Source organism: Streptomyces sp. NPDC101110 (genome assembly GCF_044759525.1).
Lineage (GTDB): Bacteria > Actinomycetota > Actinomycetes > Streptomycetales > Streptomycetaceae > Streptomyces.
The window spans coordinates 1-22,545 of the sequence record NZ_JBIVZM010000017.1 but is presented as its reverse complement, the minus strand read 5'-3'; the positions used below and the strand labels follow the sequence as shown (position 1 = coordinate 22,545).

17 protein-coding genes are annotated in these 22,545 nt (G+C 73.1%); 11 read left to right on the top strand and 6 right to left on the bottom strand.

Features of this window, described 5'->3' with window-relative positions; translation table 11 throughout:
* Nucleotides 1-10 precede the first annotated feature (10 nt).
* Complete coding sequence (locus tag ACIQU3_RS31865) at nt 11-1,003, top strand: aminoglycoside phosphotransferase family protein (protein WP_403741582.1); 993 nt, start codon at nt 11-13, stop codon at nt 1,001-1,003.
* Nucleotides 1,004-1,251: 248 nt separating this feature from the next.
* On the opposite strand, the gene treZ is transcribed toward ACIQU3_RS31865, so the two are convergent.
* Nucleotides 1,252-2,997, bottom strand: a complete 1,746-nt coding sequence (gene treZ / locus ACIQU3_RS31860) for a malto-oligosyltrehalose trehalohydrolase (protein ID WP_403741089.1) — start codon at nt 2,995-2,997, stop codon at nt 1,252-1,254.
* 173 nt (nt 2,998-3,170) lie between these two features.
* Between treZ and ACIQU3_RS31855 the strand changes: the two genes are divergently transcribed.
* Together ACIQU3_RS31855 and ACIQU3_RS31850 are read left to right on the top strand one after the other, a co-directional pair.
* Nucleotides 3,171-3,722: an FHA domain-containing protein gene (locus ACIQU3_RS31855; RefSeq protein WP_403741086.1), complete on the top strand. Its 552-nt coding sequence runs from the start codon at nt 3,171-3,173 to the stop codon at nt 3,720-3,722.
* A 176-nt stretch (nt 3,723-3,898) separates the two neighbouring features.
* The gene (locus tag ACIQU3_RS31850) at nt 3,899-5,230 is read left to right on the top strand and encodes a M14 family zinc carboxypeptidase (protein ID WP_403741579.1); all 1,332 of its coding nucleotides are present in this window, start codon (nt 3,899-3,901) and stop codon (nt 5,228-5,230) included.
* A 99-nt stretch (nt 5,231-5,329) separates the two neighbouring features.
* Here the strand turns inward: ACIQU3_RS31850 and ACIQU3_RS31845 are convergent, their stop codons facing one another.
* Nucleotides 5,330-6,580 (bottom strand): M14 family zinc carboxypeptidase, encoded by a 1,251-nt coding sequence (locus tag ACIQU3_RS31845; protein WP_403741081.1) that lies wholly within the window; start codon nt 6,578-6,580, stop codon nt 5,330-5,332.
* Between the two features lie 110 nt (nt 6,581-6,690).
* Nucleotides 6,691-8,139 (bottom strand): dihydrolipoyl dehydrogenase, encoded by a 1,449-nt coding sequence (lpdA, locus tag ACIQU3_RS31840; RefSeq protein ID WP_403741074.1) that lies wholly within the window; start codon nt 8,137-8,139, stop codon nt 6,691-6,693.
* An 85-nt stretch (nt 8,140-8,224) separates the two neighbouring features.
* Between lpdA and ACIQU3_RS31835 the strand changes: the two genes are divergently transcribed.
* Nucleotides 8,225-9,163: a LysR substrate-binding domain-containing protein gene (locus ACIQU3_RS31835; protein ID WP_403741070.1), complete on the top strand. Its 939-nt coding sequence runs from the start codon at nt 8,225-8,227 to the stop codon at nt 9,161-9,163.
* Nucleotides 9,164-9,165: 2 nt separating this feature from the next.
* Here the strand turns inward: ACIQU3_RS31835 and treY are convergent, their stop codons facing one another.
* On the bottom strand, nt 9,166-11,535 hold the full coding sequence (gene treY, locus ACIQU3_RS31830; protein ID WP_403741067.1) for a malto-oligosyltrehalose synthase: 2,370 nt from the start codon (nt 11,533-11,535) through the stop codon (nt 9,166-9,168).
* 106 nt (nt 11,536-11,641) lie between these two features.
* Entirely contained in the window at nt 11,642-13,774 is a 2,133-nt protein-coding gene (gene glgX, locus ACIQU3_RS31825) for a glycogen debranching protein GlgX (protein WP_403741064.1), read from the bottom strand.
* Nucleotides 13,775-13,953: 179 nt separating this feature from the next.
* On the opposite strand from glgX, the gene ACIQU3_RS31820 reads away from it, so the two are divergent.
* The 4 genes from ACIQU3_RS31820 (at nt 13,954) to ACIQU3_RS31805 (ending at nt 18,398) form a co-directional block, all read left to right on the top strand.
* A complete protein-coding gene (locus ACIQU3_RS31820) occupies nt 13,954-14,769 on the top strand; it encodes a Tat pathway signal sequence domain protein (protein ID WP_403741061.1) in 816 nt (271 codons plus the stop codon).
* A gap of 58 nt (nt 14,770-14,827) precedes the next feature.
* Nucleotides 14,828-16,144, top strand: a complete 1,317-nt coding sequence (locus tag ACIQU3_RS31815; protein ID WP_403741058.1) for a copper amine oxidase — start codon at nt 14,828-14,830, stop codon at nt 16,142-16,144.
* A 72-nt stretch (nt 16,145-16,216) separates the two neighbouring features.
* Entirely contained in the window at nt 16,217-17,488 is a 1,272-nt protein-coding gene (locus tag ACIQU3_RS31810) for an SAV2148 family HEPN domain-containing protein (protein WP_403741574.1), read from the top strand.
* Between the two features lie 130 nt (nt 17,489-17,618).
* Entirely contained in the window at nt 17,619-18,398 is a 780-nt protein-coding gene (locus tag ACIQU3_RS31805; RefSeq protein ID WP_403741056.1) for a 3'-5' exonuclease, read from the top strand.
* Here ACIQU3_RS31805 and ACIQU3_RS31800 read toward each other — a convergent pair.
* Nucleotides 18,358-19,221: a phosphotransferase enzyme family protein gene (locus tag ACIQU3_RS31800; protein ID WP_403741053.1), complete on the bottom strand. Its 864-nt coding sequence runs from the start codon at nt 19,219-19,221 to the stop codon at nt 18,358-18,360. The two genes, ACIQU3_RS31805 and ACIQU3_RS31800, sit on opposite strands and share 41 nt — an antisense overlap.
* Nucleotides 19,222-19,380: 159 nt before the next feature.
* Between ACIQU3_RS31800 and ACIQU3_RS31795 the strand changes: the two genes are divergently transcribed.
* Genes ACIQU3_RS31795 through ACIQU3_RS31785 form a run of 3 tightly spaced genes read left to right on the top strand, consistent with a single transcriptional unit; the run spans nt 19,381 to nt 22,447 of the window.
* A complete protein-coding gene (locus ACIQU3_RS31795) occupies nt 19,381-20,343 on the top strand; it encodes a carbohydrate ABC transporter permease (protein ID WP_403929058.1) in 963 nt (320 codons plus the stop codon).
* The gene (locus ACIQU3_RS31790; RefSeq protein ID WP_403929055.1) at nt 20,340-21,173 is read left to right on the top strand and encodes a carbohydrate ABC transporter permease; all 834 of its coding nucleotides are present in this window, start codon (nt 20,340-20,342) and stop codon (nt 21,171-21,173) included. Before ACIQU3_RS31795 ends, ACIQU3_RS31790 begins: the two co-directional genes overlap by 4 nt.
* Nucleotides 21,173-22,447, top strand: coding sequence for an ABC transporter substrate-binding protein (locus tag ACIQU3_RS31785; protein WP_403929052.1), 1,275 nt, complete (start codon nt 21,173-21,175; stop codon nt 22,445-22,447). Before ACIQU3_RS31790 ends, ACIQU3_RS31785 begins: the two co-directional genes overlap by 1 nt.
* The last annotated feature ends 98 nt before the right edge of the window (nt 22,448-22,545 follow it).

Below are 22,545 nucleotides of genomic sequence, written 5' to 3'. Positions count from 1 at the left end.
CGGCGCGACCATGACCCAGGCACCCACCCCCACCGCGGACACCGTCCGACGGCTGGTCCGGTCCCTCCTCAAGGAAGGCAGGGACGGCAAGCAGAGCAAGCAGGGCAAGAACGCCGAGGACGGCGGGGGCGGCACGAAGACCCGGCAGGGCGGCAGCGGCCCGGACGTCAGGCCCGCCACCCCGGACGCCGAACCCGTCACCTGGTGGGTCGGCGCCCGCCACGTCCTGCGCCTCGCCCCCGACCGCGAGGCCACCCTGCGCCAGCGCCGCGAACTGCGCCTGCGCGACCTCGTCCGCCCGCACGTCCCGGTGATGGTGCCGATCAGCGTCGCGCACGGCGAGTGGGCACCCGGGCTGAGCTACACGCTGGACAGCAAAGTGCCCGGCGGCTCGGGCGAGGAGCACGACGTGTCCGCCGTCGGCGAGGCCGACCTCGCCGGGCTTCTCACGGGGCTGCGCGAGGTGCCGGTCCGGCAGGCCGAGACGCTCGGCGTGCCGCGTACCGCGCCGCGCTCCCTGGAGGCGCTGCGCAGGGCCGCCGTGCGCGCCGCCGAACACCTCGCCGAGGCCGACGAGTTCGACCCCGTGCGCCTGCACCAGCTCACCCCGCCCGCCGCGTCCCAGCTCGCCGCCCAGCCCGGCTCGGCGGTCCTCACCCACCACGCCCTCACGGGCGGCCACCTCGTGGTCAGCGCCGACGGCAGGGTGCGCGGCGTGCTCGGCTGGGCGCGAACGGCCGTCGGCGACCCGGCCGAGGACATCGCCGGTCTCGCGCTCGCCGTCGGCTCACCCGCCGCCGTACGCGCCGCCACCCTCGCCGGCTACGGTGCCCGCCCCTGCCTGCGCGGTCTGTGGCTCGCCCGCTGCGACACCGTCGTCCACCTCGCCGAGGACCTCGCAGGCAAGGATGTCCCCCTGCTGCGGACGCGGCTGCGGCGCGCCTGGGAACCGATCCTGCTGGAACGCGTGACGGACCTGGGGGACGCGCACGACGCCCCGTAGCGGGCGCCGCCCCGGTGACGACAACGGCGGGCGCCGGGCCGGCCGATGCCACGCTCCCGTGCGGCTGTCCTCGCCCGTCGTCACGCCCGAGGGCGGCACGACCCGGCCGGTTCGCACCACCGTCGTACGCCACGGGGACACCGTCACCGTGTGCACCGCGGCTGGGCGGTGCCCACATCGGGAGGCCGGCGCTCCTCACGCCCGTGATCGAGGCACAGGACGCGAAACTCCGCTGACCTCCCCGGTCCTCAGTCCTGCGCGAGCACCACGGCCGACTCCCCGGGCAGCCGCACCACGCCGTCCTCCCCGGGCCCGTCCACCGGCTCCCACGCCGCCAGCACGCGCGCGTGCGGCACGCCGAGCGGCAGGTCTGCCGGCTCGGCGGCCAGGTTCACCGCCACCAGGACGTCCCCGCGCCGGAAGGCGATCCAGCGCCGCTCCTCGTCGAAGGCCATCCTGGTGTCGGCGAGGTCGGGGTCGGTCAGGTCCGGCTGCTCGTGGCGCAGGGCGAGGAGGCTCCGGTACCAGGCCAGCATGCGCGCGTGGGGCTCGCGCTCCGGCTCGGACCAGTCGAGGCAGGAGCGGTCCCGGGTCGCCGGGTCCTGCGGGTCCGGCACGTCCTCCTCCTTCCAGCCGTGCGCGGCGAACTCCCGCCGCCTGCCCCGGCGTACCGCGTCCGCGAGCTCCGGGTCGGTGTGGTCGGTGAAGAACTGCCAAGGCGTGCCGGCCGCCCATTCCTCGCCCATGAAGAGCATCGGCGTGAAGGGTGCCGTCAGGATCAGCGTGGCCGCGCACGCCAGCAGCCCGGGGGAGAGCAGGGCCGAAAGGCGGTCCCCCTGGGCGCGGTTGCCGACCTGGTCGTGGGTCTGGCCGTAGCCGAGCAGCCGGTGCCCGGCCACCCGCGTGCGGTCCAGCGGGCGCCCGTGGTGCCGTTGCCGGAAGCTGGAGTACGACCCGTCGTGGAAGTAGCCGCCGGTCAGGGTTTTGGCGAGCCCGCCGATCCGGGCACGCGCGAAGTCGGCGTAGTAGCCCTGCGACTCGCCGGTCAGCGTGGTGTGCAGGGCGTGGTGGAAGTCGTCGTTCCACTGGGCGTGCAGTCCGAGGCCGCCCTCGGCGCGGGAGGTGATGAGCCGCGGGTCGTTCAGGTCCGACTCGGCCACCAGGAACAGCGGCCGGTCCGTCTCCGCGGCCAGGGTGTCCACGGCCGCCGACAGCTCCTCCAGGAAGTGGTACGCGCGCGTGTCCACCAGCGCGTGCACCGCGTCCAGGCGCAGCCCGTCGATCCGGTAGTCGCGCAGCCACGCCAGCGCGCTGCCGATCAGATACGCGCGCACCTCGTCCGAGCCGGGCGCGTCCAGGTTGACCGCGGCCCCCCAGGGGGTGTGGTGGGTGTCCGTGAGGTACGGGCCGAAGACGGGCAGGTAGTTCCCGGACGGCCCGAAGTGGTTGTGCACCACGTCGAGCACCACGCCCAGGCCGAGTTCGTGGGCCCGGTCGACGAAGCGTTTCAGCGCCTCGGGCCCGCCGTACGGCTCGTGCACCGCCCACAGCGACACCCCCTCGTAACCCCAGCCGTGCGTCCCCGGGAAGGGGCACAGCGGCATCAGCTGCACATGGGTGACGCCCAGCTCGGCGAGATGGCCGAGCCGTTCGGCGGCCGCGTCCAGGGTGCCCTCGCGGGTGTACGTCCCCACGTGCAGCTCGTACAGCACCGCGCCGGGCAGCGGCCGCCCCCGCCACCGCGCGCGCCACGTGTACCGCTCGTGGTCGACGACCGCGCTCAGCCCGTCCGGGCCGTCCGGCTGCCGCCGCGACCGCGGATCGGGCAGCACGGGCCCGTCGTCGAGCGCGAATCCGTACCGGGATCCCTCGCGCGCATCGGCCTCGCCCCGCCACCACCCCGCTCGTTCCGGATCGCGCTCCAACTTGTGCGTGACGTCGTCGCACCTGAGCGTCACTCGGCCGGCCTGTGGTGCCCACACCTCGAACTGCACGGACGGTTCCCCTTCGTCTGCTCACCGTGATGTAGCCCGTCCATGGTGCGCCAAAAGAGATCAATCCGCCGGGGCATCCACCCATTTGCGGCGGGTCCCGCCGGGTACGCGCGTGTGGCGGCCGATTTCCCGTTTTCTGGACAGCCCGCTCGCGCTGCCCGACAATCACCAGCGTGACGTCGTCCTTCGAGTTCAACACGTCCCCCGCGCGGCTCTCCGACGCGGAGCGCGACCGGGTGCTGAAGGTGCTCCGCGATGGCGTCGCCGTGGGCCGCCTCTCCCATGACACGTTCGTCCGCCGCATGGAGCTGGCGCTCGCCGCCCGCCGCCCGGACGAACTCGCCGTGCTCACCGCCGACCTGCGCACCGAGAGCCGCGTCTCGCGCCTGGTGTTCGGCACCGTCGAGGCGGTCTCCGGATTCTCGCTGCGGCTGCGCAGGGCCTGGCAGGCCGAGCGGCTGCCCAAACTGCAGCTGCCCCACCCGTCGCTCGGACATCCGCTGCGCATAGGGCGCGACCCCGCCAGCGGACTGCGCCTCAACCACGAGACGGTCTCGCGCGTCCACGCCGAACTCCGCCACCAGGGCGGTCTGTGGGTGCTGCGGGACCTCGGCTCCACCAATGGCACGACGGTGAACGGCCGGCGCGTCGTCGGCGCGGCCGTCGTCCGAGCGGGCGACCAAGTGGGCTTCGGCCGGATGACGTTCCGGCTGTCGTCCGGCTGACCGGAAACGGAGTCACACCTCAGTCCCGGCCTGGGCCTTGCCGACCGCCGGCCCGGTGACCTTGGCCGAAAACCCTTTGCGGTTCACGGTGTTGACGCGCTCCCGAAGTCGTGACTCACTGTGCGTACACCATCTACAGCTGGTGAACCGACGGCTTCGCATCGGGGAGGTGTGCCCTGCCGCCCCTGCTGCGCTTCCCGACCGTCGACGAACTGGGCATCCGGGCCGCCGCCCTCGTCGCCCGCCACCCCCGTGATGCACGGCTGCGCCGGGTCGGCACCTCCCGCGCCGGCACTCCCATGTGGTTGCTCTCGGTGGGGCACGGCAGCCGTCAGGCCCTGGTCGTCGCAGGCCCGCACGCCAACGAACCGGTGGGCGGCGCCACCGTGCTGCGACTGGCCGAGCGGGCCCTGGCCGACCCGCGGCTCACCGAGGGCGCCGATGCCACCTGGAACCTGCTGCTGTGCCTCGATCCGGACGGCTCGCGCCGCAACGAGGGCTGGCTGTCCGGCCCGTACACCCTCGGCCAGTACGCCCGGAACTTCTTCCGGCCCGGTTTCTTCGAACAGCCCGAGTGGCTGCCCGACGGCGCGGCCGGAGCCGCCCTGCCCGAGACCCGGGCCCTGCTCGACCTCCAGGACGAGCTGCGCCCGTTCCTCCAGTGCTCCCTGCACGGCGTCGACGTCGGCGGCGGCTTCGTCGAACTCACCCACGACCTTCCGGGCCTCGACCGGCGCCTGGCCCACATCGCCGCCCGGCTCGGCATCCCGCGCGAACTCGGCGCGTACGACGCCCTGTACTGGCCCGGCCTCGGGCCCGCCGTCTACCGCATCCCGCCGCCGCGCCGGGCCGACCTGGTCGCGGCCATCACGGAGGCCGCCGTCGAGTCCACCTGGTTCCACCCGTACCGGCACGGCACCGTCACCGCGGTCGTCGAGGCGCCCATGTGGGGCGTGCCGGCCGTGGCGGACGCCTCCCCGGCCGCGGACCGGGACGCCGTGCTCCGCGCCGTCAGCCGCACCCTGCGCCACGACGCCGGCCTCCTGCGGCACCTGCTGACCCTGATCCGGCCGCACCTCGCCGCCGTGCCCGACGCGGCCCGTCTGCTGGCCCCGGTCGACGACTACCTGCTGGTCTGTCCCGGCCTCGCCGACGCCTGGGACCCCGAAACCGGCGACAGCCCGGCCCATCCCCTCCCGCCCCTGAGCACCGCCCACCTGGTCGCCCTGCGGATCTCCGGGCGGCGGCTCGCGCTGCGCACCGCGGGGCTGCTGCACCAGCTCGTCCGGGCCACCGGCCGGGATCCGGCCGGGGCGCTGCCGGAGCTGGACCGGCTGATCGACCAGTGGTGCGCCGACTACCGCGACGGCTGCGGGGCGCGCTGGATCCCGGTCGCCCGCCAGGCGGAGTACCAGGCCCGCGTGGTGATCGCCGCGTTCGAGCTGGCCGGCCGGCACGCGCGCGCGTGCCCCGGGCCGGGCGAGCCGGTGCCGATGCAGCGCGACTGAGCCGGGTGGCCCGTGGCCGTCGGGCCGTACCGGCCCCTGTCCCACCGGCCGGCCCCGCTCGGCGGCCACCCGCGGTACCCGGTACGCCCCGTACGGGCCCTACCACGCCCTCTCACGGGCGTGCAGCGCCGCCGCGACGACCGTGCGGGACTGGTGCTCCACCTGGTGTTCCAAAGGCACCCAGCGGGCGCGGAAACGCTCCGCGAAGGCGTCGCTCCAGGTCGACACGAGCTCTTCGAGCTGCTCCGCCGCCCGGTCGTCGGTCCCGCGCAGCACCCGCAGCAGCATGGCCGCCGCCCGCAGCGGTACACGGCGCGCGAACGCGTCCACGCTGCCGACGTACGCCCGGGTGAGATCGGCGGGCGGGGTGTGCAGCAGGTCGGAGGCCAGCCCCGGCACCAGCTCGAGTCCCCACCGCGCGGCCCGCAGCAACGGACCGTCCAGGTCCGCCAGCCGAGGCAGCGCCTGGTCCAGCACGCGCGTCACCTCCAGCGCGTCACGCTGCAGCCGGCGGGCCAGCCGCCCGATCGCCGCCGCCGGAGCCGGATGCGGAGCCGGGTCGTCCACCAGGTCGCTCGCCCACATCGGCACTTCGACCACCGCGGTCAGCCCGCCGTACCGGTGGGCGTGGTACCAGGTGCTGTGCCGCGCGTCGTCCGGCAGGCTCGGGTACGCCGGTCCGATCCCAGGCGCCGGCATCACGTGCACGCCCGGCCCCGACGCGGGCCATCCGGCGGCGTCGGAGGCGCCGGTCTCCACCGGGATGTGCAGCTCGGCCGCCGACTTCGCGAACGGCTCGGCCAGCCCGGGCACGTCCCTCGTCAGCTGCACCCAGCTGCCGCCCAGGTCCGTGCCGTGCAGGGTGACCTGGAGGTAGGGGCGCAGCTCGTCGATGACGCCCGTCAGGGCCCGCGTCTCGGGCGGCAACCGGTCCGGCGGCAGCACCGAGGGCGCCCACTCGGGCTGCTCGGGGCCGGCGGGCCGGAAGAACCCCAGGTGGTAGTCGAAGAGGCTGCGCGGCGCCGGTGTCACGTGCAGGCTCGCCCCGTCGGGGTCCGCGCACAGCAGGAAGTGCCAGGAGACGCCGTCGCGCAGCTCCCGCTGCTCCAGGACCCGCCGGGCGAGGTCGAGCTGCGTGCAGGAGCCGGTCGGCTCGTTGGCGTGGGCGCCCGCGACCACCAGGACGGCACGGCGGGCGTGGCCCACGGACAGCAGGTGCAGGGGCCTGCCCGCGCGTGAGGCGCCCACCTGCCGCAGGGTGCACACCCCGGGGCGCTGAGCGGTCAACGCCCGGGCAGCTGAGACCTGTTCGGTCACCGTCGGGTAGCGCAGCTCCGGCAGGACACTCACCCCCGTCACATCCGCCCGAGTTCGCCATCGCAGTACCCCACGGCCATGGTGCGGTGTCAAGGGCGCGACGAGGGAGTCGCCAGGGGGCGCCCGGAAGCACGGCCCGCCGTTCACCGCCGGTGCAGCCCCCGCCCCGCCAGGGTGAGGAACACCTCGCCGACCGCCTCGGACAGGGTCGGGTGCGGGTGGACGTGCCGGGCCACGTCGGAGGGTTCGGCGTCCCAGCCGACGACCAGCTGACTCTCGGCGATCAGCTCCGACACGTGCGGACCGACCAGGTGCACGCCCAGCACCCGCCCGCCGGTCTCACGGACGACCTTCACCATCCCGCCCTGCCCGTGCACCATGCCCTTCGCCACGGCCGTCAGCGGCATGGAGTCGGTCTCCACCTCGTGGCCCCGCGCGCGTGCCCCGGCCTCGCTCAGGCCGACCGCCGCCGTCTGCGGCGACGAGTACGTGACCCGGGGCACGGCCGCGTAGTCGACCGGCGGGGACGGCACGCCCGCCAGCGTCTCGGCCACCAGCAGGCCTTCCGCGAACGACGCGTGGGCCAGTCCGGGCGACGGTGGCGGCAGCAGGTCGCCCACCACGTGGACACCGGGCACAGCCGTCTCCAGCCGGTCCCAGTCGGCCGGAACGACGAACCCGCGCGCGTCCGTGGCGAGCCCGGCGGCGGCCACGTCCAGACCGTCGGTGACCGGCGCCCGCCCGACCGCGACCAGCAGCCGTTCGGCCTCCACCGTGACGGTCTCGCCGCGGGCGCCGCGCACGCGGGCGCGCACCCCGTCGCCGAGTACCTCCGCGTCCAGCAGACGGGCGCCCGCCCGCACGTCGACGCCGCGCCTCTTCAGACCCCGGGTCAGATGACGGCTCACCTCCGCGTCCTCCAGAGGCACGATCCTGTCGGCGGCCTCCACCAGAGTGACCTCGGCGCCCAGGGAGCGGTGGAACGAGGCGTACTCCACGCCGATCGCGCCGCCCCCGAGCACCAGCACGGACGCCGGGAGGCCCGGGGCGAAGAGCGCGTCGTCGCTCGTCACCACGCGCCGCCCGTCCGGCTCGAGCCCCGGAAGTGTGCGCGGCCGTGAGCCGGTGGCCAGAACAAGCCCACGGCGCGCGGAGAGTTCGCGCACGCCGGGTTCGCCGTGCGGGTCCACACGGCCGCCGCCCGGGGTGCCCGTGCCGGTCACCCGCACCGAGCGCGGCCCGGTGAGCTGCGCGTCGCCCGCCAGCACCCGCACCCCCGCGCGCGCGAGACGCGCCTGGACCCCCCGGTGGTTGCGGGCCACGATGTCGTCGCGGGTCGCCACCAGGGCGGACCAGTCGATCGCGTCCAGGGTCGCCTTCACACCCCAGCGTTCGCGGGCCTCGGCGATCCCGTCGACGAGTTCGGCCGCGTGCAGCATCGCCTTGCTCGGGACGCAGCCGCGGTGCAGGCACGTCCCGCCGACCTTGTCCCGCTCGACGAGCACGACCTCGAGGCCGAGGTCCGCGGCGCGCAGGGCGGTGCTGTAACCACCCGTGCCGCCGCCGATGACGATGACGTCCGATGAGTCCATGCCCTCAGCCTCCACCCCGCCCTTGCCATGCGTCCAAGGCAATGTTTTTGTGGATTCGATGCAGGACGTTTATGGGGGAGGGGCCGTGAGCCTGCGCCAGATGGAGTACTTCCTGACGGTCGTCGAGGAGGCGTCCTTCACCCGCGCGGCGGAGCTGCTGCACGTCTCGCAGCCCGCGCTCTCCCACCAGGTCAAGGCCCTGGAACGGACCGTGGGCGGGGCCCTGTTGGAGCGCCTGCCGCGGGGCGTGCGACTGACGGCGATGGGACGGGCCTTCCGCCCGCACGCCGAACTCGCGGTGCGCAGCGCCGAACAGGCCCGCCGCGCGGCCCGCGCCGCGGCCGGCGCCGAGGGCGGTGAACTCCACATCGCCGCCGTCCACTCCGTCGCGGTCGGTGTCCTCCCGGACGTCTTCGCCCGCTGGCGCGCCGCCCACCCCCGCGTACTGCTGCACCTCCACGAGTACGCCACCGCCGAGGCGCTGGAGGAACAGATCGGGCGCGGCACCGTCGACCTCGCCGTCGGCCCGGCGCCGGCCGACCCGCCGGGCCCCGTCTTCCCCGTGGGCGAGGAGGAGATCGTCCTCGTGGTGCCCTTCGACGACCGCTTCGCGGACCGGACGACCGTGACCCTGCCGGAGCTGGCCGACCGCCCCTGGATCCGCTGCGCCATGGAGCCGGTCGTCCACGGGGAGCGTTTCCTCGACTGGGCGTGCGGCCGCGCGGGCTTCACCCCGCGCACCGCCGTGTTCACCGAGCACACCTCGACAGCGGTGCGGATGGCCGCCGCCGGGGTCGGCGTCTGCGCCGCCCCCGCCCACCTGGTCCGCGACGCGGTCGGCGGGGGCTGTGTCGTCCTCACCCCCGACCCGGCCTGGCGGCGCACCCTCACGGTCTTCTCGCGCCTGCCGCCGACCGGCGCGGCGGAGAGGTTCGTCGGCCTGCTGCGGACGTCCTGGCCGCGCCCGAGGGCCTCGCTGCCCGTCTACGAGGACTGCCCGCAGGACGGCCCCGCGGTCGCCTGACCTCAGTCACCCACCCGTTCCAGCAATGCCACCGGCAGCTCGGCGAACAGCTCCGCCACGCGCGCGTGCCCCGAGAACTCGCGCCCCGGCCGCAGCACGTCCGCCCAGCGGCCCGGCGGCAGCGGCAGCCGCGTCTCCCGCCAGCCGCCCGCCTCCGCGAGCCGCAGGGACAGCCGGGTCACGGCCGTCAGCACCGCACCGGAGCGGACGAAGGCCAGGCAGTGCGCCGCCGCCGGTCCCTCGGCCGGCAGCGGCATGTACGTCGCCGTGTCACCGAAGGAGCCGGGCCGCCGGGCCCGCAGCCCGAGCGCCGCCCGTGTCACCGCGGTCTTCTCCCCGGAGGTGCCGCCGGACTCCCCGGGCGGGAAGCCCACCGCCCGCCGGTTGTCCGGGTCGACCAGCGCCCGGTACTCCGCCTCCGTGCCCTGGTAGACGTCCGGGACGCCCGGCATCGTCAGCTGCACCAGGGCCGTACCCAGCACGTTGGCCCGGATGTGCGGCGCCAGCGACGTGCGGAACTCGGCGATCCGCTCACCCGGCGCCCCGCACGGCCCGGCCGCCACGAACGCCTCCACCGCCTCCTCGTACGGCGGCTCCTGCTCGGTCCAGCTCGTATACAGGCCCGCTTCCCGCACGTGCTTCAGCAGCGCCCCCCGCACCCGCTCCGGCGCCTCCCGGTCCGGCCCCAGCCCGAACACCGTCTGCCAGGCCGCCCACGCCAGTTGTGCGTCCGGCACGCCCTCCCCGGTGCGGGTGACCTCCGTGAGCACGTCCGCCCAGCGGTCCGGGCACTCGGTGAGCACGTGCAGCGCCGCCCGGACGTCCGCGCTGCGCTTGGTGTCGTGCGTCGTCGCGACCGTGCCGGTGACCGGCCAGTCGCGCTGCAGGCGCGCGCAGTACGCGTGGAACTCCTCCGGCGACAGGGCCGGAGCACCCGGGTTCCCGCCCACCTCGGTCGCCGACAGCAGGGGCAGGTACCGGTAGAACGCGGTGTCCTCCACGGACTTGGCCCGCAGCGCCGACGAGGTCTGCGCGAACCGCGTCCGGAACTCCAGCTGCCCGGGGTCGTCGCCGTAGCGCCCCAGCACCAGGTCCCGTACCACGTCCACCGCACCGGCCTCCTCGGGGACGGCGAAGGCGTGGCGGGCCTCGGCGGCGGCCTCCTCGGTGACCACGGCCGCGGCGTCCACGGACTCGTAGGGCCGGTAGACCTCCATGCGGACCAGGAGCTCCTGGAGGGCGGTGCGCAGCGCCCAGGGGGCGCGGTCGCGCAGGGCGGGCTCCGGGGAGGTCGCGCACAGCCGGCTCACCACCCGGGTGAGCCGGTCGGTCTCGGTCGCCAGCTCGTGCGTGAGGACCTTGTACGCCGCCCTGCGCACCGTCGCCTCCCACTGCCCGCCCCGGTCCGTCTGCGGGGCGGCGAAGCGCCGGTAGAGCCCCAGCAGGTCCCCGAACCCGGCCGGGTCCGTGAACACCCCGTCCACGTGCCGCAGGGCGTCGTAGCCGGTGGTTCCCGCGACGGGCCAGGACGCCGGCAGGTGCTCGCCGTCGGCGAGGATCTTCTCCACGACCGTCCAGCGGCCCCCGGTCGCCTCGTGCAGCCGGCGGAGGTAGCCGTCGGGGTCGGCGAGCCCGTCGGGGTGGTCGATGCGCAGCCCGTCGATCACGCCCTCGTGCAGCAGCCCGAGGATCTTGTCGTGGGTGGCCTCGAACACCTCCGGGTCCTCCACCCGCACCCCGATGAGCTCCGAGATGCTGAAGAACCGCCGGTAGTTGAGCTCGGTCCGGGCCAGCCGCCACCAGACCGGCCGGTACCACTGCGCGTCCAGCAGATGCGGCAGCGGCAGGTCCTCGGTGCCCTCCCGCAGCGGCAGGACGTGGTCGTAGTAGCGCAGCACGTCACCGTCGACACGCAGCTCGTCGAGCACCTCGGCGAGCGGCCCGCCGAGGACCGGCAGCAGCACCTGGCCGCCCTGCGCCTCCCAGTCGATGTCGAACCACCGGGCGTACGGCGACTTCGGGCCCTCCCGCAGCACCTCCCACAGGGCGCGGTTGTGCCGCGGGGCCATGGCCATGTGGTTCGGGACGATGTCCACCACCAGACCGAGACCGTGCTCGCGCGCGGTGCGCGCAAGCGCCCGCAGCCCCTCCTCGCCGCCCAGCTCCGCGCGCACGCGCGCGTGGTCGACGACGTCGTAGCCGTGCGTCGAGCCCGGCACCGCCTCCAGCACGGGGGACAGGTGCAGGTGCGAGACGCCGAGCGAGGCCAGGTACGGCACGACGGCCGCGGCTGCTCCGAACGGGAACTCGGGCTGCAGCTGCAGCCGGTACGTGGCCGTGGGCACCACCAGGTCAAGTCGCTCAGGTGTCATGGAAACGTACGTACCCGCCCTGCCGCCGTTCGTGTCATCTCCCGCGGCAGGTGCGCCGCGCGTCGCCCGGACGAGTGGCTTTCCGGGCGACGCGCGCGGGGGGCGGTCACACGGGCCGTTGCAGCACCGTCATGCTCCGGTCCGCCAGGGTCAGCCGGTCCCCGGCCTGCACCTTGGGACCGGTGTCCGGGGGCACGCCGTCGGCGAGGGCGGTGTCGACCACGACCTCCCACTGCCGCCCGTGGTTGACCGGGACGACGAACTCCAGCGGTTTCGGCGAGGCGTTGAACATCAGCAGGAACGAGTCGTCGGTGATGCGCTCCCCGCGCGCGCCCGGCTCGGAGATCGCGTTGCCGTTGAGGAACACCGTCAGCGCCGACGCCTGCGCCGAGTCCCAGTCCCGCTGGGTCATCTCCCGGCCGTCGGGAGTGAACCAGGCGATGTCGGACAGGTCGTCGTGCGTGCCCTCCACGGGCCGTCCGTGGAAGAAGCGCCGGCGGCGGAAGACGGGGTGGTTGCGGCGCAGCCACACCATCGCGCGGGTGAAGTCCAGCAGCCCGGTGTCCGCACCGTCCTGCGCGTCCTCGTCCGCTTCCGGCCACTCGACCCAGGACAGCTCGTTGTCCTGGCAGTAGGCGTTGTTGTTGCCGCCCTGGGTGCGGGCGAACTCGTCGCCGTGGCTGATCATGGGCACGCCCTGGGACAGCATCAGCGTCGCGATGAAGTTCCGCATCTGCCGGGAGCGGAGCCGCAGCACGTCCGGGTCGTCGGTCTCGCCCTCGGTCCCGCAGTTCCAGGACCGGTTGTGGCTCTCGCCGTCCCGGTTGTCCTCGCCGTTGGCCTCGTTGTGCTTGTCGTTGTAGGCCACCAGGTCGTGCAGCGGGAAGCCGTCGTGGCAGGTGACGAAGTTGATCGAGGCCAGCGGGCGGCGTCCGTCGTCCTGGTAGAGGTCGGAGGAGCCGGTCAGCCGCGAGGCGAACTCCGCGAGCGTGCGCTGCTCGCCCCGCCACAGGTCGCGCACGGTGTCCCGGTACTTGCCGTTCCACTCGGTCCACAGCGGCGGGAAGTTCCCCACCTGGTAGCCGCCCTCGCCCACGTCCCAGGGCTCGGCGATCAGCTTGACCTGGGAGACCACCGGGTCCTGCTGCACCAGGTCGAAGAACGACGACAGCCGGTCCACCTCGTGGAACTGGCGGGCCAGCGTCGCCGCCAGGTCGAAGCGGAACCCGTCGACGTGCATGTCCGTGACCCAGTACCGCAGCGAGTCCATGATCAGCTGGAGCACGTGCGGCGAGCGCATGAGCAGGGAGTTCCCGGTCCCTGTCGTGTCCATGTAGTAGCGGGGGTCGTCCGTCAGCCGGTAGTAGCGCGCGTTGTCCAGGCCCTTGAAGGACAGGGTCGGGCCCAGGTGGTTGCCCTCGGCGGTGTGGTTGTAGACCACGTCGAGGATCACCTCGATCCCGGCCTCGTGCAGCGCCTTCACCGCGGACTTGAACTCCAGCACCTGCTGGCCCCGGTCGCCCCAGGACGCGTAGGCGTTGTGCGGGGCGAAGAAGCCGATCGTGTTGTAGCCCCAGTAATTGTTCAGGCCCATGTCGACCAGCCGGTGATCGTTCACGAACTGGTGCACGGGCATCAGCTCCAGGGCCGTGACCCCGAGCTCCGTGAGGTGCTCGATGATCGCCGGGTGCGCGAGGGCCGCGTACGTGCCGCGCAGCTCCTCCGGGAGGCCCGGGTGCCGCATGGTGAGGCCCTTGACGTGGGCCTCGTAGATCACCGTGTGGTGATACTCGGTACGCGGGCGGCGGTCGTCGCCCCAGTCGAAGTAGGGGTTGACCACGACCGATGTCATGGTGTGCGGCGCCGAGTCGAGATCGTTGCGCCGGTCGGGATCGTCGAAGTGGTAGCCGTAGACCTCCTCGCCCCAGCGGATCGAACCGCTGATCGCACGCGCGTACGGGTCGAGCAGCAGCTTCGCGGAGTTGCAGCGCAGCCCGCGCTCCGGCGCGTACGGGCCGTGCACCCGGAACCCGTACCGCTGCCCGGGCATGATGCCCGGCACGTACGCGTGCCGTACGAACGCGTCGCTCTCCCGGAGCTCGATCGCCGTCTCCGAGCCGTCGTCGTGCAGCAGACACAGCTCTACTCGGTCCGCGGCCTCCGTGAAGACCGCGAAGTTGGTACCGGCGCCGTCGTACGTGGCACCGAGTGGATACGCCTCGCCAGGCCAGACCTGCATGGATACGACTCTTTCAGGTGTGCGGCGCCGGTGGGGACGCCTTGGTCCCGAGTCTCCCCGAAAGTGAGGGAACCTCCTATGACTTATCTCCCTCCTACCGAGTGACCAGTGCATACGCGATATGCCGAACCATTGGGGCAGACACGTACTCCCGGGGCTTGGGGGAGTAAGGGGAAAACGTGCGCAACATAGTGCACCGCCACCTGGGCAAGATGGTGGCCGGTACGGCCATCGCGGTGGCCGGGACCGCTGTGATGGTGGCGGTGACCCTGCCGGGCACGGCGGGGGCGGACGAGAGCGGGACCCGGGCGGGGCGGTCCGTCCCGCAGGGGGCGGGCGCCGCGCGGGCGGGCGGCCGGGCCGTGGCACCGGGTGTCGTCGAGGCGGCCCCTTCCGAAGGGCAGAGGGGCGAGGGCAGCGATCCGCTGACCGGCGACGAGCTGGAGCGGGCCGAGAAGATCGCCCTCAGCCGGCAGCTGTTCAGCAGCAGTGAGAGCGTCGACGGGGAACGGGGCCCGCAGCGCCTCGGCGTCGATCTGGCCGAACCCGAGGCCGACGAGGCCGCCGGGTCGGACGCACCCCGGCGCGCCGACGTGACGTTCTACGACTACCGGGACGACACCCTCGTCACCCGTACCGTCGATCTCGGCTCCGGCAAGGTGGTGCACACCGACACCCGGCACGGCGTCCAGCCGCCGCTGAGCCGCGCCGAAAAGGCCGAGGCGGCCGGCCTTCTGATCGCCGACCCGCTCGGCGCGGGCCTGAAGGCGGACTACAAGGACGCCACCGGCAAGGCGCTCACCTCGCCCGACCAGCTCCAGCTCAGCGGAGCCGTCTACCGGGCCGCGCCGGGCGCCCAGCCCGCCGTGCTCGACAAGTGCGGGGAGCACCGCTGCGTCCGGCTGTTCCCGAAGATCAAGAACGGTCCGTGGGTCGACGCCAGGTCGCTCGTGATCGACCTGAGCGGCCGCAAGGTCGCCCGGCTCGGCCGCTGATCCGCCCGCTTCACTCACCGTCCACCCTCGCTCCTCCTCGTCAGGGAGTCATCTCGTCATGCGCGTGAACAGCAACAGCAAGGCCCGCACGCGGGCGGCCGTGGGCCTGACCGTGGCCGCGCTGGCCGCGGGCGCCACGGCCGGGGCGGGACCGGCCACCGCCCGGCCGCAGGCCGCCCCCGCCCCGGCCGCCGACTGCAGCGCCGCCTACCGCATCGAGCAGAAGCTCTCCTCGGGCACCACCTGGCGGATGTGCTGGCGCTACGATGGCAAGGCCGGCCTCGTGCTGGACGACATCTCGTACCAGCCCAAGGGCGAACCCAAACGGATCAAGGTCCTCAACAGCGCCCGCCTCGGCCAGATCCACGTCCCCTACGACGACGGCAAGGTCGAGTACGACGACCTCACCGGCTTCGACTTCGCCCAGGGCCTGATGAACCTGGCACCCGGCGAGTGCCCCGGCGGCACCATCAAGACGGTCAAGGTCCCGGACTCCTGGAACGAGGACCCGAACGTCAAGGGCCTGTGCACCACCACCCGATCCCGCGGCCACGCCTACCGCATGCAGGGCGACACCGCGAACAAGGTCTTCCAGGCCGAGGGCAAGGACCTGCTCGTCTACACGGTGAACCAGGTCGGCTGGTACGAGTACATGACCGAGTGGCGCTTCCAGGACGACGGCACCATCACCATGAACGTCGGCGCGACCGGCAGTCTGTCCTGGGACGACTACGACGCCGGCGACGGCCGGGGGTGGCCCATCGGCAAGGGGGCGAGCGCCAGGGCCACCAGTCACAGCCACAACGTCTTCTGGCGGCTCGACTTCGCCCTGGACGGCTCCACCAAGAACAGGGTCGAGCAGTACGACTCCACCGTCTCCGCCCCCACCCGTGGTCAGCGCGCGCCCACCGTCAAGACGACCCGCACCAAGGTCACCAAGGAGCTGGCCGGAGACAGCAAGAGCTACCGGTGGTGGCGCATGGTCAGCGCCACCGGCAAGAACAAGGACGGACACGCGCGCTCCTACGAGATCGTCCCCGGACCCACCACCAGGTACCCGGGACGCGGCTACACCAAGCACGACGTGTACGTCACGCAGTACAACAAGTGCGAACTCTTCGCCAGCAACAACCCCGGAGCCTGCGGCGCGGGCGCCGGGAAGTCCGTCGACAAGTGGGTCAACGGGCAGACCCTGACCCACCCGGTGGTCTGGACGAACATCGGCTTCCACCACATAGCCCGGGACGAGGACCAGCAGCCCATGCCCGTCCACTGGCAGGGCTTCTCCATCGTCCCGCGCGACGTCACGGCCATGAATCCGCTCACTCCGGCCGAGCTCGGATGGCAGAACGGGCACTGGCGGCCCCGGGGTTGAGAATCAGCCTGCCCATCCGGCTGCACCGCCGACCGCTCCCGGAGTACCCTTCCTTGATCGTTGACAAGGGCAGTGTGCGGGGGAGCGGAAGGCGGTGCGCGGGTGGGCTCGGGAGGGCTGGAGCTGCCCCCTGGTGACGAGGGTCACGAGGGGAACTCCACAGATGTCCCGACCGGAGCCGTGTCCCTGGCACGGCCGATGGACGCGACGGGCTCGATCGGCCCGGAACTGGACTGGAACGCCGACGCCTGGCGCGAGGTGCGCACCCGCGCCCAGCGGGCCGGCCGGGCCTACATCTGGCTGAACCTGGTCGAGCAGCGGCTGCGCGCGGTCGTCGCCGCCGTGCTGCGGCCCGTCTACGAACCCGTGCACGGCGAGGACTGGGTGGTGGCCGCCGCCGGACCGGCCGGCCAGGAGTGGGTGCAGCGCGCGGTCGCGGTCCGCGAGGTCAGCCGCCGCAAGGGCTATCTGCTCGACCCGGCCGACGACAACGTCCTCTCCTTCCTCACCCTGCCGCAGCTGCGCGAGCTGATGGTGCAGCACTGGCCCTGCTTCGAGCCGTACTTCGACGACCGCAGGGACGTCGAGCTCGCCCTGGACGAGCTGGAGGTCACCCGCAACGTCGTCTCCCGCAACCGGGCCCTGTCCGAGGCCGTGCTGAACCAGGCCGAGCGGGCCTCCGCCCGGCTGCTGGAGATGCTCGGCGCGGGCGGTGACGTGCCCTCGGCACGCCGGCTGCCCGTCGACGCGGTCGAGGACCTGGTCGGTGACCGGTACGCCGACGTCGTCGCCGTGCACCCGGACCGGGTGCGGCTGATGCGGCAGTTCCCGGCCGAGGACATCTTCGGCGGCGCACGCCGTCTCGACGCCATTGGCATCGGCCTCAACCTGCTCGTGCAGAACTTCTCCGGCAGGCGCCTGGTGCGGCTGGCCGAGTCCGGCTGCCGGGTCCGGCTGCTCTTCCTCAACCCGGCCTCCAGCGCGGTCAAGCGCCGCGAGCGCGAACTGGGCATCAAGCGCGGCGAACTCAGCCGGGCCGTCGAGATGAACATCCTGCACATGCGCCGGGTCCGCGCCCGGCTGCGCGACCCCGGCGCCTTCGAGATCCAGGTCTTCGACGAGACGCCCCGCTTCACGGCGTACCTGGTGGACGGGGACGGCGCGGACGGCATCGCGGTCGTGCAGAGCTATCTGCGCCGCACCCGGGGCATGGAGGCGCCGGTGTTCGTGCTGCGCAACGGCAGCAAGGTGGTGAAGTCGGGCGAGGCGGACGAAAGCGGCCTCTTCCCCACCTATCGCGAGGAGTTCGAGGTGATGTGGGCGGATTCGCGGCCGGTGTCATGAAGTGGGTCCCGGTGCACGGTGGTTCTCCGGCCCGCGCCGGGCATGAGCGGAACGCGATCCTCTGATTGTCAGTGGTGCATGCGAAGGTGGCTACCACTGGGGGAACGCACCACAAGAAGGGGGACCGCCCATGGGCTGGCACCGGGAGCTGCTGGTCGGCTTCGACCTGGAGACGACGGGTACGGATCCGCGCGAGGCGCGCATCGTCACGGGGGCCGTGATCGAGGTCAGGGGCGGAGAGCCGATGGGGCACCGCGAGTGGCTGGCCGACCCCGGGGTGCCGATTCCCGAGGACGCGGTGGCGGTGCACGGCATCAGCAACGAGCGGGCGGCGGCCGAGGGCAGACCGGCCGACCAGGTGGCGGACGCCCTCGCGGACGTCCTCACCTCCTACTGGAAGTCGGGCGTCCCGGTCGTCGCCTACAACGCGACGTTCGACCTCACCCTGCTCTCCGCGGAGTTGCGGCGCCACGGGCTGCCGTCCCTGCGGGACCGCCTGGGCGGCGTGGACCCGGCCCCGGTCATCGACCCCTACACCATCGACCGCTGGGTCGACCGCTACCGCCGCGGCAAACGCAACCTGGAAGCGGTCTGCGCCGAGTACGGCGTCGTCCTCGACACCGCCCACGACGCCATGGCCGACGCCCTGGCGGCGGCCCGCCTGGCCGGTGCGATAGCCGACCGCCACCCCAAGATCGCCACCCTCGGCCCGGCGGCCCTGCACCACCGTCAGATCGAGTGGTACGCGCAGTGGGCTGCGGACTTCCAGAGCTTCCTGCGCGGCAAGGGCGACCCCACGGCCTCGGTCGACGGGGCCTGGCCCCTGAGGGAGTTGGCCGGGGTACCGGTCCGGGAGGGCTCGCCGGCCGTCAGAACGGGTACCACCGCACCGTCTCGTCCCCGTCCCTGAGGGACCGCACCCGCCGCTCGAACTCGGCCAGCGCCTTGGGGTTGCCCGGCGCGTGCTGCGCCACCCACGCGCAACTGGCCGTCTCCCGTGCGCCGCGCAGCACCCCGCAACCCTCCCAGCCGCGTACGTCCCAGCCGTAGGTCTCGGTGAACGACGCGTACGCCTCGTCCGGCATCCCGTACCGGTCGTGGGACAGCGCCATCACCACGAGGTCGTGCTCCCGCAGATCCGCGGACACCGTCTCCAGATCCACCAGCACGGGCCCGTCGGGTCCGATGTGCACATTGCGCGGCAGCGCGTCCCCGTGGATCGGCCCCGGCGGCAGATGCGGCGTGAGCGCGGCGGCCCGGGCGGCGAACCCGTCCCGGCGCTCGCGCAGATACGCCGCGTCCGCGGGATCGACAGCGTCCCCCGCGAGCCGCAGCCACCGCTCCACACCGCCCAGCAGATCGCGGGCCGGGAGTTCGAAGGGAGGAAGAGGCGTGGCGTGCACGACCCGCAGCAGTTCGGCCAGATCCCGCGGCTCGGCGGGCCGCACGGCATCGGGCAGCCGGTGCCACACCGTCACCGGATGCCCGTCGACCAGCAGCGCCTCCGGCTCGGCTGCCCGCACCGCCGGCACACCCGCCCCGGCGAGCCACTGGGCGACGTCCAGTTCGTGGCGCGCCCGGTCGAGGAGCTCCGCGTCCCGGCCGACCTTGACGACCAGGTCACCGGCGGCGAACACCGCGTTCTCGCCCAGGGCGAGCAGCCGCGCCTCGCGGACCGCACCGGACAGCACCCCTGCCGCGTCCAGTACGTCCCGTGCCCGTGCCTCGTCCATCGTCCGCCTCCGTCGTCCACGCCCCGGCCGTCGGGTTCCGGCCATCCACCGGCCAGTGTCGCATCGGCACAGGTCGGACGGTGTACGCGGTGCCTTGACGAGGCAGAAGGCCTGCACGAGCATGACCGGGCCGGCGAGCCGTGCAGAGGGGCTGATTCCGTGACATCGGTGACCGAGGCCGCACCCCCTTCGCCGCCCTCGCCACCGGGGTGGCGCGCCCGCCGCAGACCCGGCCCCGGCCGGCCCGGGCCGGGCGTCGACCACGGTGCCTGGTTCCTGGTGCTGCCCGCCCTGATCCCCGTCCTCGTCCTCAGCGTCGGGCCGCTGCTGTACGGCATCCTGCTGGCCCTCACCGACGCCCAGGCGGGCCGCACCGAACCCACACAGTGGATCGGCGCCCTGAACTTCCGGGACCTGCTGCACGACACGCTGTTTTGGGAGTCGTTCCGGATCGGGCTGGTGTGGGCGATCGGCGTCACAGTGCCGCAGTTCCTCCTGGCGCTGGGCCTCGCCCTGCTGCTCAACCAGGACCTGCGGCTGCGCTGGCTGGCCCGCGCCCTGGCGATCATCCCCTGGGCCATGCCCGAGGTCGTCGTCGGCGTCATGTGGCGGCTCGTCTACAACCCCGATGCGGGCATCCTCAACGAGACCCTGCGCGACCTCGGCCTGGGCGACGGCCGGGACTGGCTCAGTGGCCCGGCGACCGCGTTGCCCGCGGTGATCATGGTCGGCGTCTGGGCGGGCATGCCGCAGACGACGGTCGCACTGCTCGCCGGGCTGCAGAACACCCCGCGCGAACTGCACGAGGCGGCGGCCGTCGACGGCGCGGGCGCCTGGCGCCGCTTCCGCACGGTGACGTGGCCCGCCCTCAAGCCGATCGCCCTCGCGATCACCGCGCTCAACATGATCTGGAACTTCAACTCCTTCGCCCTGGTCTATGTGCTGACCAACGGCGGACCTGGAGGCCGGACTCGGCTGCCCATGCTCTTCGCCTACGAAGAGGCCTTCCGGTACGGGCAGTTCGGCTACGCGGCGGCGATGGGGTGCGTGATGGTGGCCGTGATCTCGATCGCCCTGGCCGTCTTCCTCGCCGGACACCTCAGGGGAGGTGACCGGACGTGAGGACCGCCACCCCGGCCCGCGCCGGCCGGTACGCCGCGCTGCTCGCCTACCTCGTCTTCCTCGCCTTCCCCTTCCTCTGGCTGGTCTCCACCGCGTTCAAGCCGCCGCGCGAACTCGGCAGCCTGCACCCCACCTGGATCCCCGAGGATCCCACCCTCGACAACTTCCGGCAGGCCTTCAGCGAACAGCCGCTGCTGCGGGCCGCCTTCAACTCCCTGGTCGCCACGCTCGCGGCGGCGGTCGTCGCCGTGCTCATCGCGACTCCGACGGCCTACGTCCTCGCCCGCCGCCGCACCCGGCTCACGAAGGCGGTGACGAGCTGGGTGGTCGTCAGCCAGGCGTTCCCCTTCGTCCTGCTGATCATCCCGCTCTTCCTCGTCCTGAAGAACCTCCGCCTGATCGACTCCGTGCCCGGGCTGGTGCTGGTGTACGTGGTGTGGGCGCTGCCCTTCGCGCTGTGGATGCTCACCGGATACGTGCGGGCGGTGCCACCCGAGCTGGAGGAGGCCGCGGCGGTCGACGGGGCGGGCCGGGTGCGGACGCTGGTGTCGGTGACCGCTCCGCTGCTCGCGCCGGGCATCGTGGCGACCGGACTGTTCGCGTTCATCACCGCGTGGAACGAGTTCTTCTTCGCGCTCGTGCTCCTCAAGACACCGGAGAAACAGACCCTCCCGGTGGTCCTCACCCACTTCATCGGTGCCGAGGGCGTCGCCGACCTCGGCCCGCTCGCGGCGGCCGCGTTCCTCGCGACCCTGCCCTCCCTGGCCGTCTTCGCGCTCATCCAGCGGCGGATCACCGGCGGCATGCTCACGGGGGCGGTGAAGAGCTGATGCGCACACGCCTGCTGGCCCTCGTCCTGCTGTTGCTGCTCGGCGGCTGCTCCGCCGGAGGCACCCGTGACGACGGCCGGATCACGCTGCGGTTCCAGTCCCTGGCCTGGCAGGAGGAGTCCGTCGAGGCCAACAAACAGCTGGTGAAGGAGTGGAACGCCACCCACCCGGGCGTCCGGGTCGAGTACGTCCAGGGCTCCTGGGACAGCGTCCACGACCAGCTCCTGACCGCGTTCGAGGGCGGCGAGGCACCCGACATCGTCCACGACGCCTCGGACGACCTCGCGGACTTCGCCCACGGCGGCTACCTGGCCGACCTCTCCGGGCTGCTGCCCGCCCGGCTCACGTCGGACATCCCGCGGCGCAGCTGGGAGACGGCCACCTTCGGGGACGGCGTCTACGGCGTGCCGTTCCTCCAGGAACCCCGAGTGCTGATCGCCAACGCCAAGTGGCTGCGGCGGTCCGGAGTGCGGATACCGACCCCCGAACAGCCCTGGAGCTGGGGCGAGTTCCGCAGTATCACCGAACGCCTCAGCGGCCCGGGCAGGTTCGGCGTCGCCTGGCCCCTGAAGGAACCCGTCTCCGCCACGCTCAACCTCTCCCTGTCGGCGGGCGGACAGCTCTTCCACCGGGGCCCGGACGGCAAGGTGACGATCCGGTTCGGGGCGGCCGACGAGGTGGTGCCGCGTACCGTCCACGATCAGGCGAACACCGACCGCAGCGCCTCGCCGACGACTCTGGGCAGCGGTGGCTCCGACACGCTGCCCGGCTTCTTCGCGGGCCGGTACGCGATGGTCCCGCTGGGCTTCTCCTACCGCCAGCAGATCGCGCAGCAGGCCCCGAAGGGTTTCGAGTGGCAGGTGCTGCCCGCCCCCGCGGGCGCCGCCGGGCTCACCCAGGGCGTCAGCCCGCAGACCCTCTCCATCGCCGAGGACTGCCGGCACAAGAAGGAGGCCGCGCAGTTCCTCGACTTCTTCCTCCGGCCGGCGAACATGGTCCGGCTCGCCCTCGGCGACTGGATGCTGCCCACGGGTGAGCAGGCCCTGAAGGACCCCGCCCTGCACCGGCGAAAGGACGGCTGGGGCACCGGCACGGCCCTGGCCGAGCACCTGAGACCGGCACTGGCCCAGTCCGTACGCGGCTACCCGGAGTGGAAGGACAAGGTCGCCACGCCCGCCTTCCAGGAGTACTACAGCGGGGCGATCGGCATCGGGGAGCTGCGCCGGCGGCTGGAGCGGGACGGCAACCTGGTGCTGGCCCGCTACCAGCGCTGAACCGGCCTAGGTGTGCTGTCCCGGGACGTTGGTGACACGCGTGCTGGGTGCTTGAACAGGTGAGGGCCTTCTGGGTTCGGTGTGGATTGCGACATCTA

Excerpts from the sequence above, each read along its gene's own strand:
- ACIQU3_RS31865 (WP_403741582.1), top strand. The coding sequence starts at position 11 with ATGACCCAGGCACCCACCCCCACCGCGGACACCGTCCGACGGCTGGTC.
- lpdA (WP_403741074.1), bottom strand. The coding sequence starts at position 8,139 with ATGGACTCATCGGACGTCATCGTCATCGGCGGCGGCACGGGTGGTTAC.
- treY (WP_403741067.1), bottom strand. The coding sequence starts at position 11,535 with ATGACACCTGAGCGACTTGACCTGGTGGTGCCCACGGCCACGTACCGG.
- glgX (WP_403741064.1), bottom strand. The coding sequence starts at position 13,774 with ATGCAGGTCTGGCCTGGCGAGGCGTATCCACTCGGTGCCACGTACGAC.
- ACIQU3_RS31815 (WP_403741058.1), top strand. The coding sequence starts at position 14,828 with ATGCGCGTGAACAGCAACAGCAAGGCCCGCACGCGGGCGGCCGTGGGC.
- ACIQU3_RS31805 (WP_403741056.1), top strand. The coding sequence starts at position 17,619 with ATGGGCTGGCACCGGGAGCTGCTGGTCGGCTTCGACCTGGAGACGACG.
- ACIQU3_RS31800 (WP_403741053.1), bottom strand. The coding sequence starts at position 19,221 with ATGGACGAGGCACGGGCACGGGACGTACTGGACGCGGCAGGGGTGCTG.
- ACIQU3_RS31785 (WP_403929052.1), top strand. The coding sequence starts at position 21,173 with ATGCGCACACGCCTGCTGGCCCTCGTCCTGCTGTTGCTGCTCGGCGGC.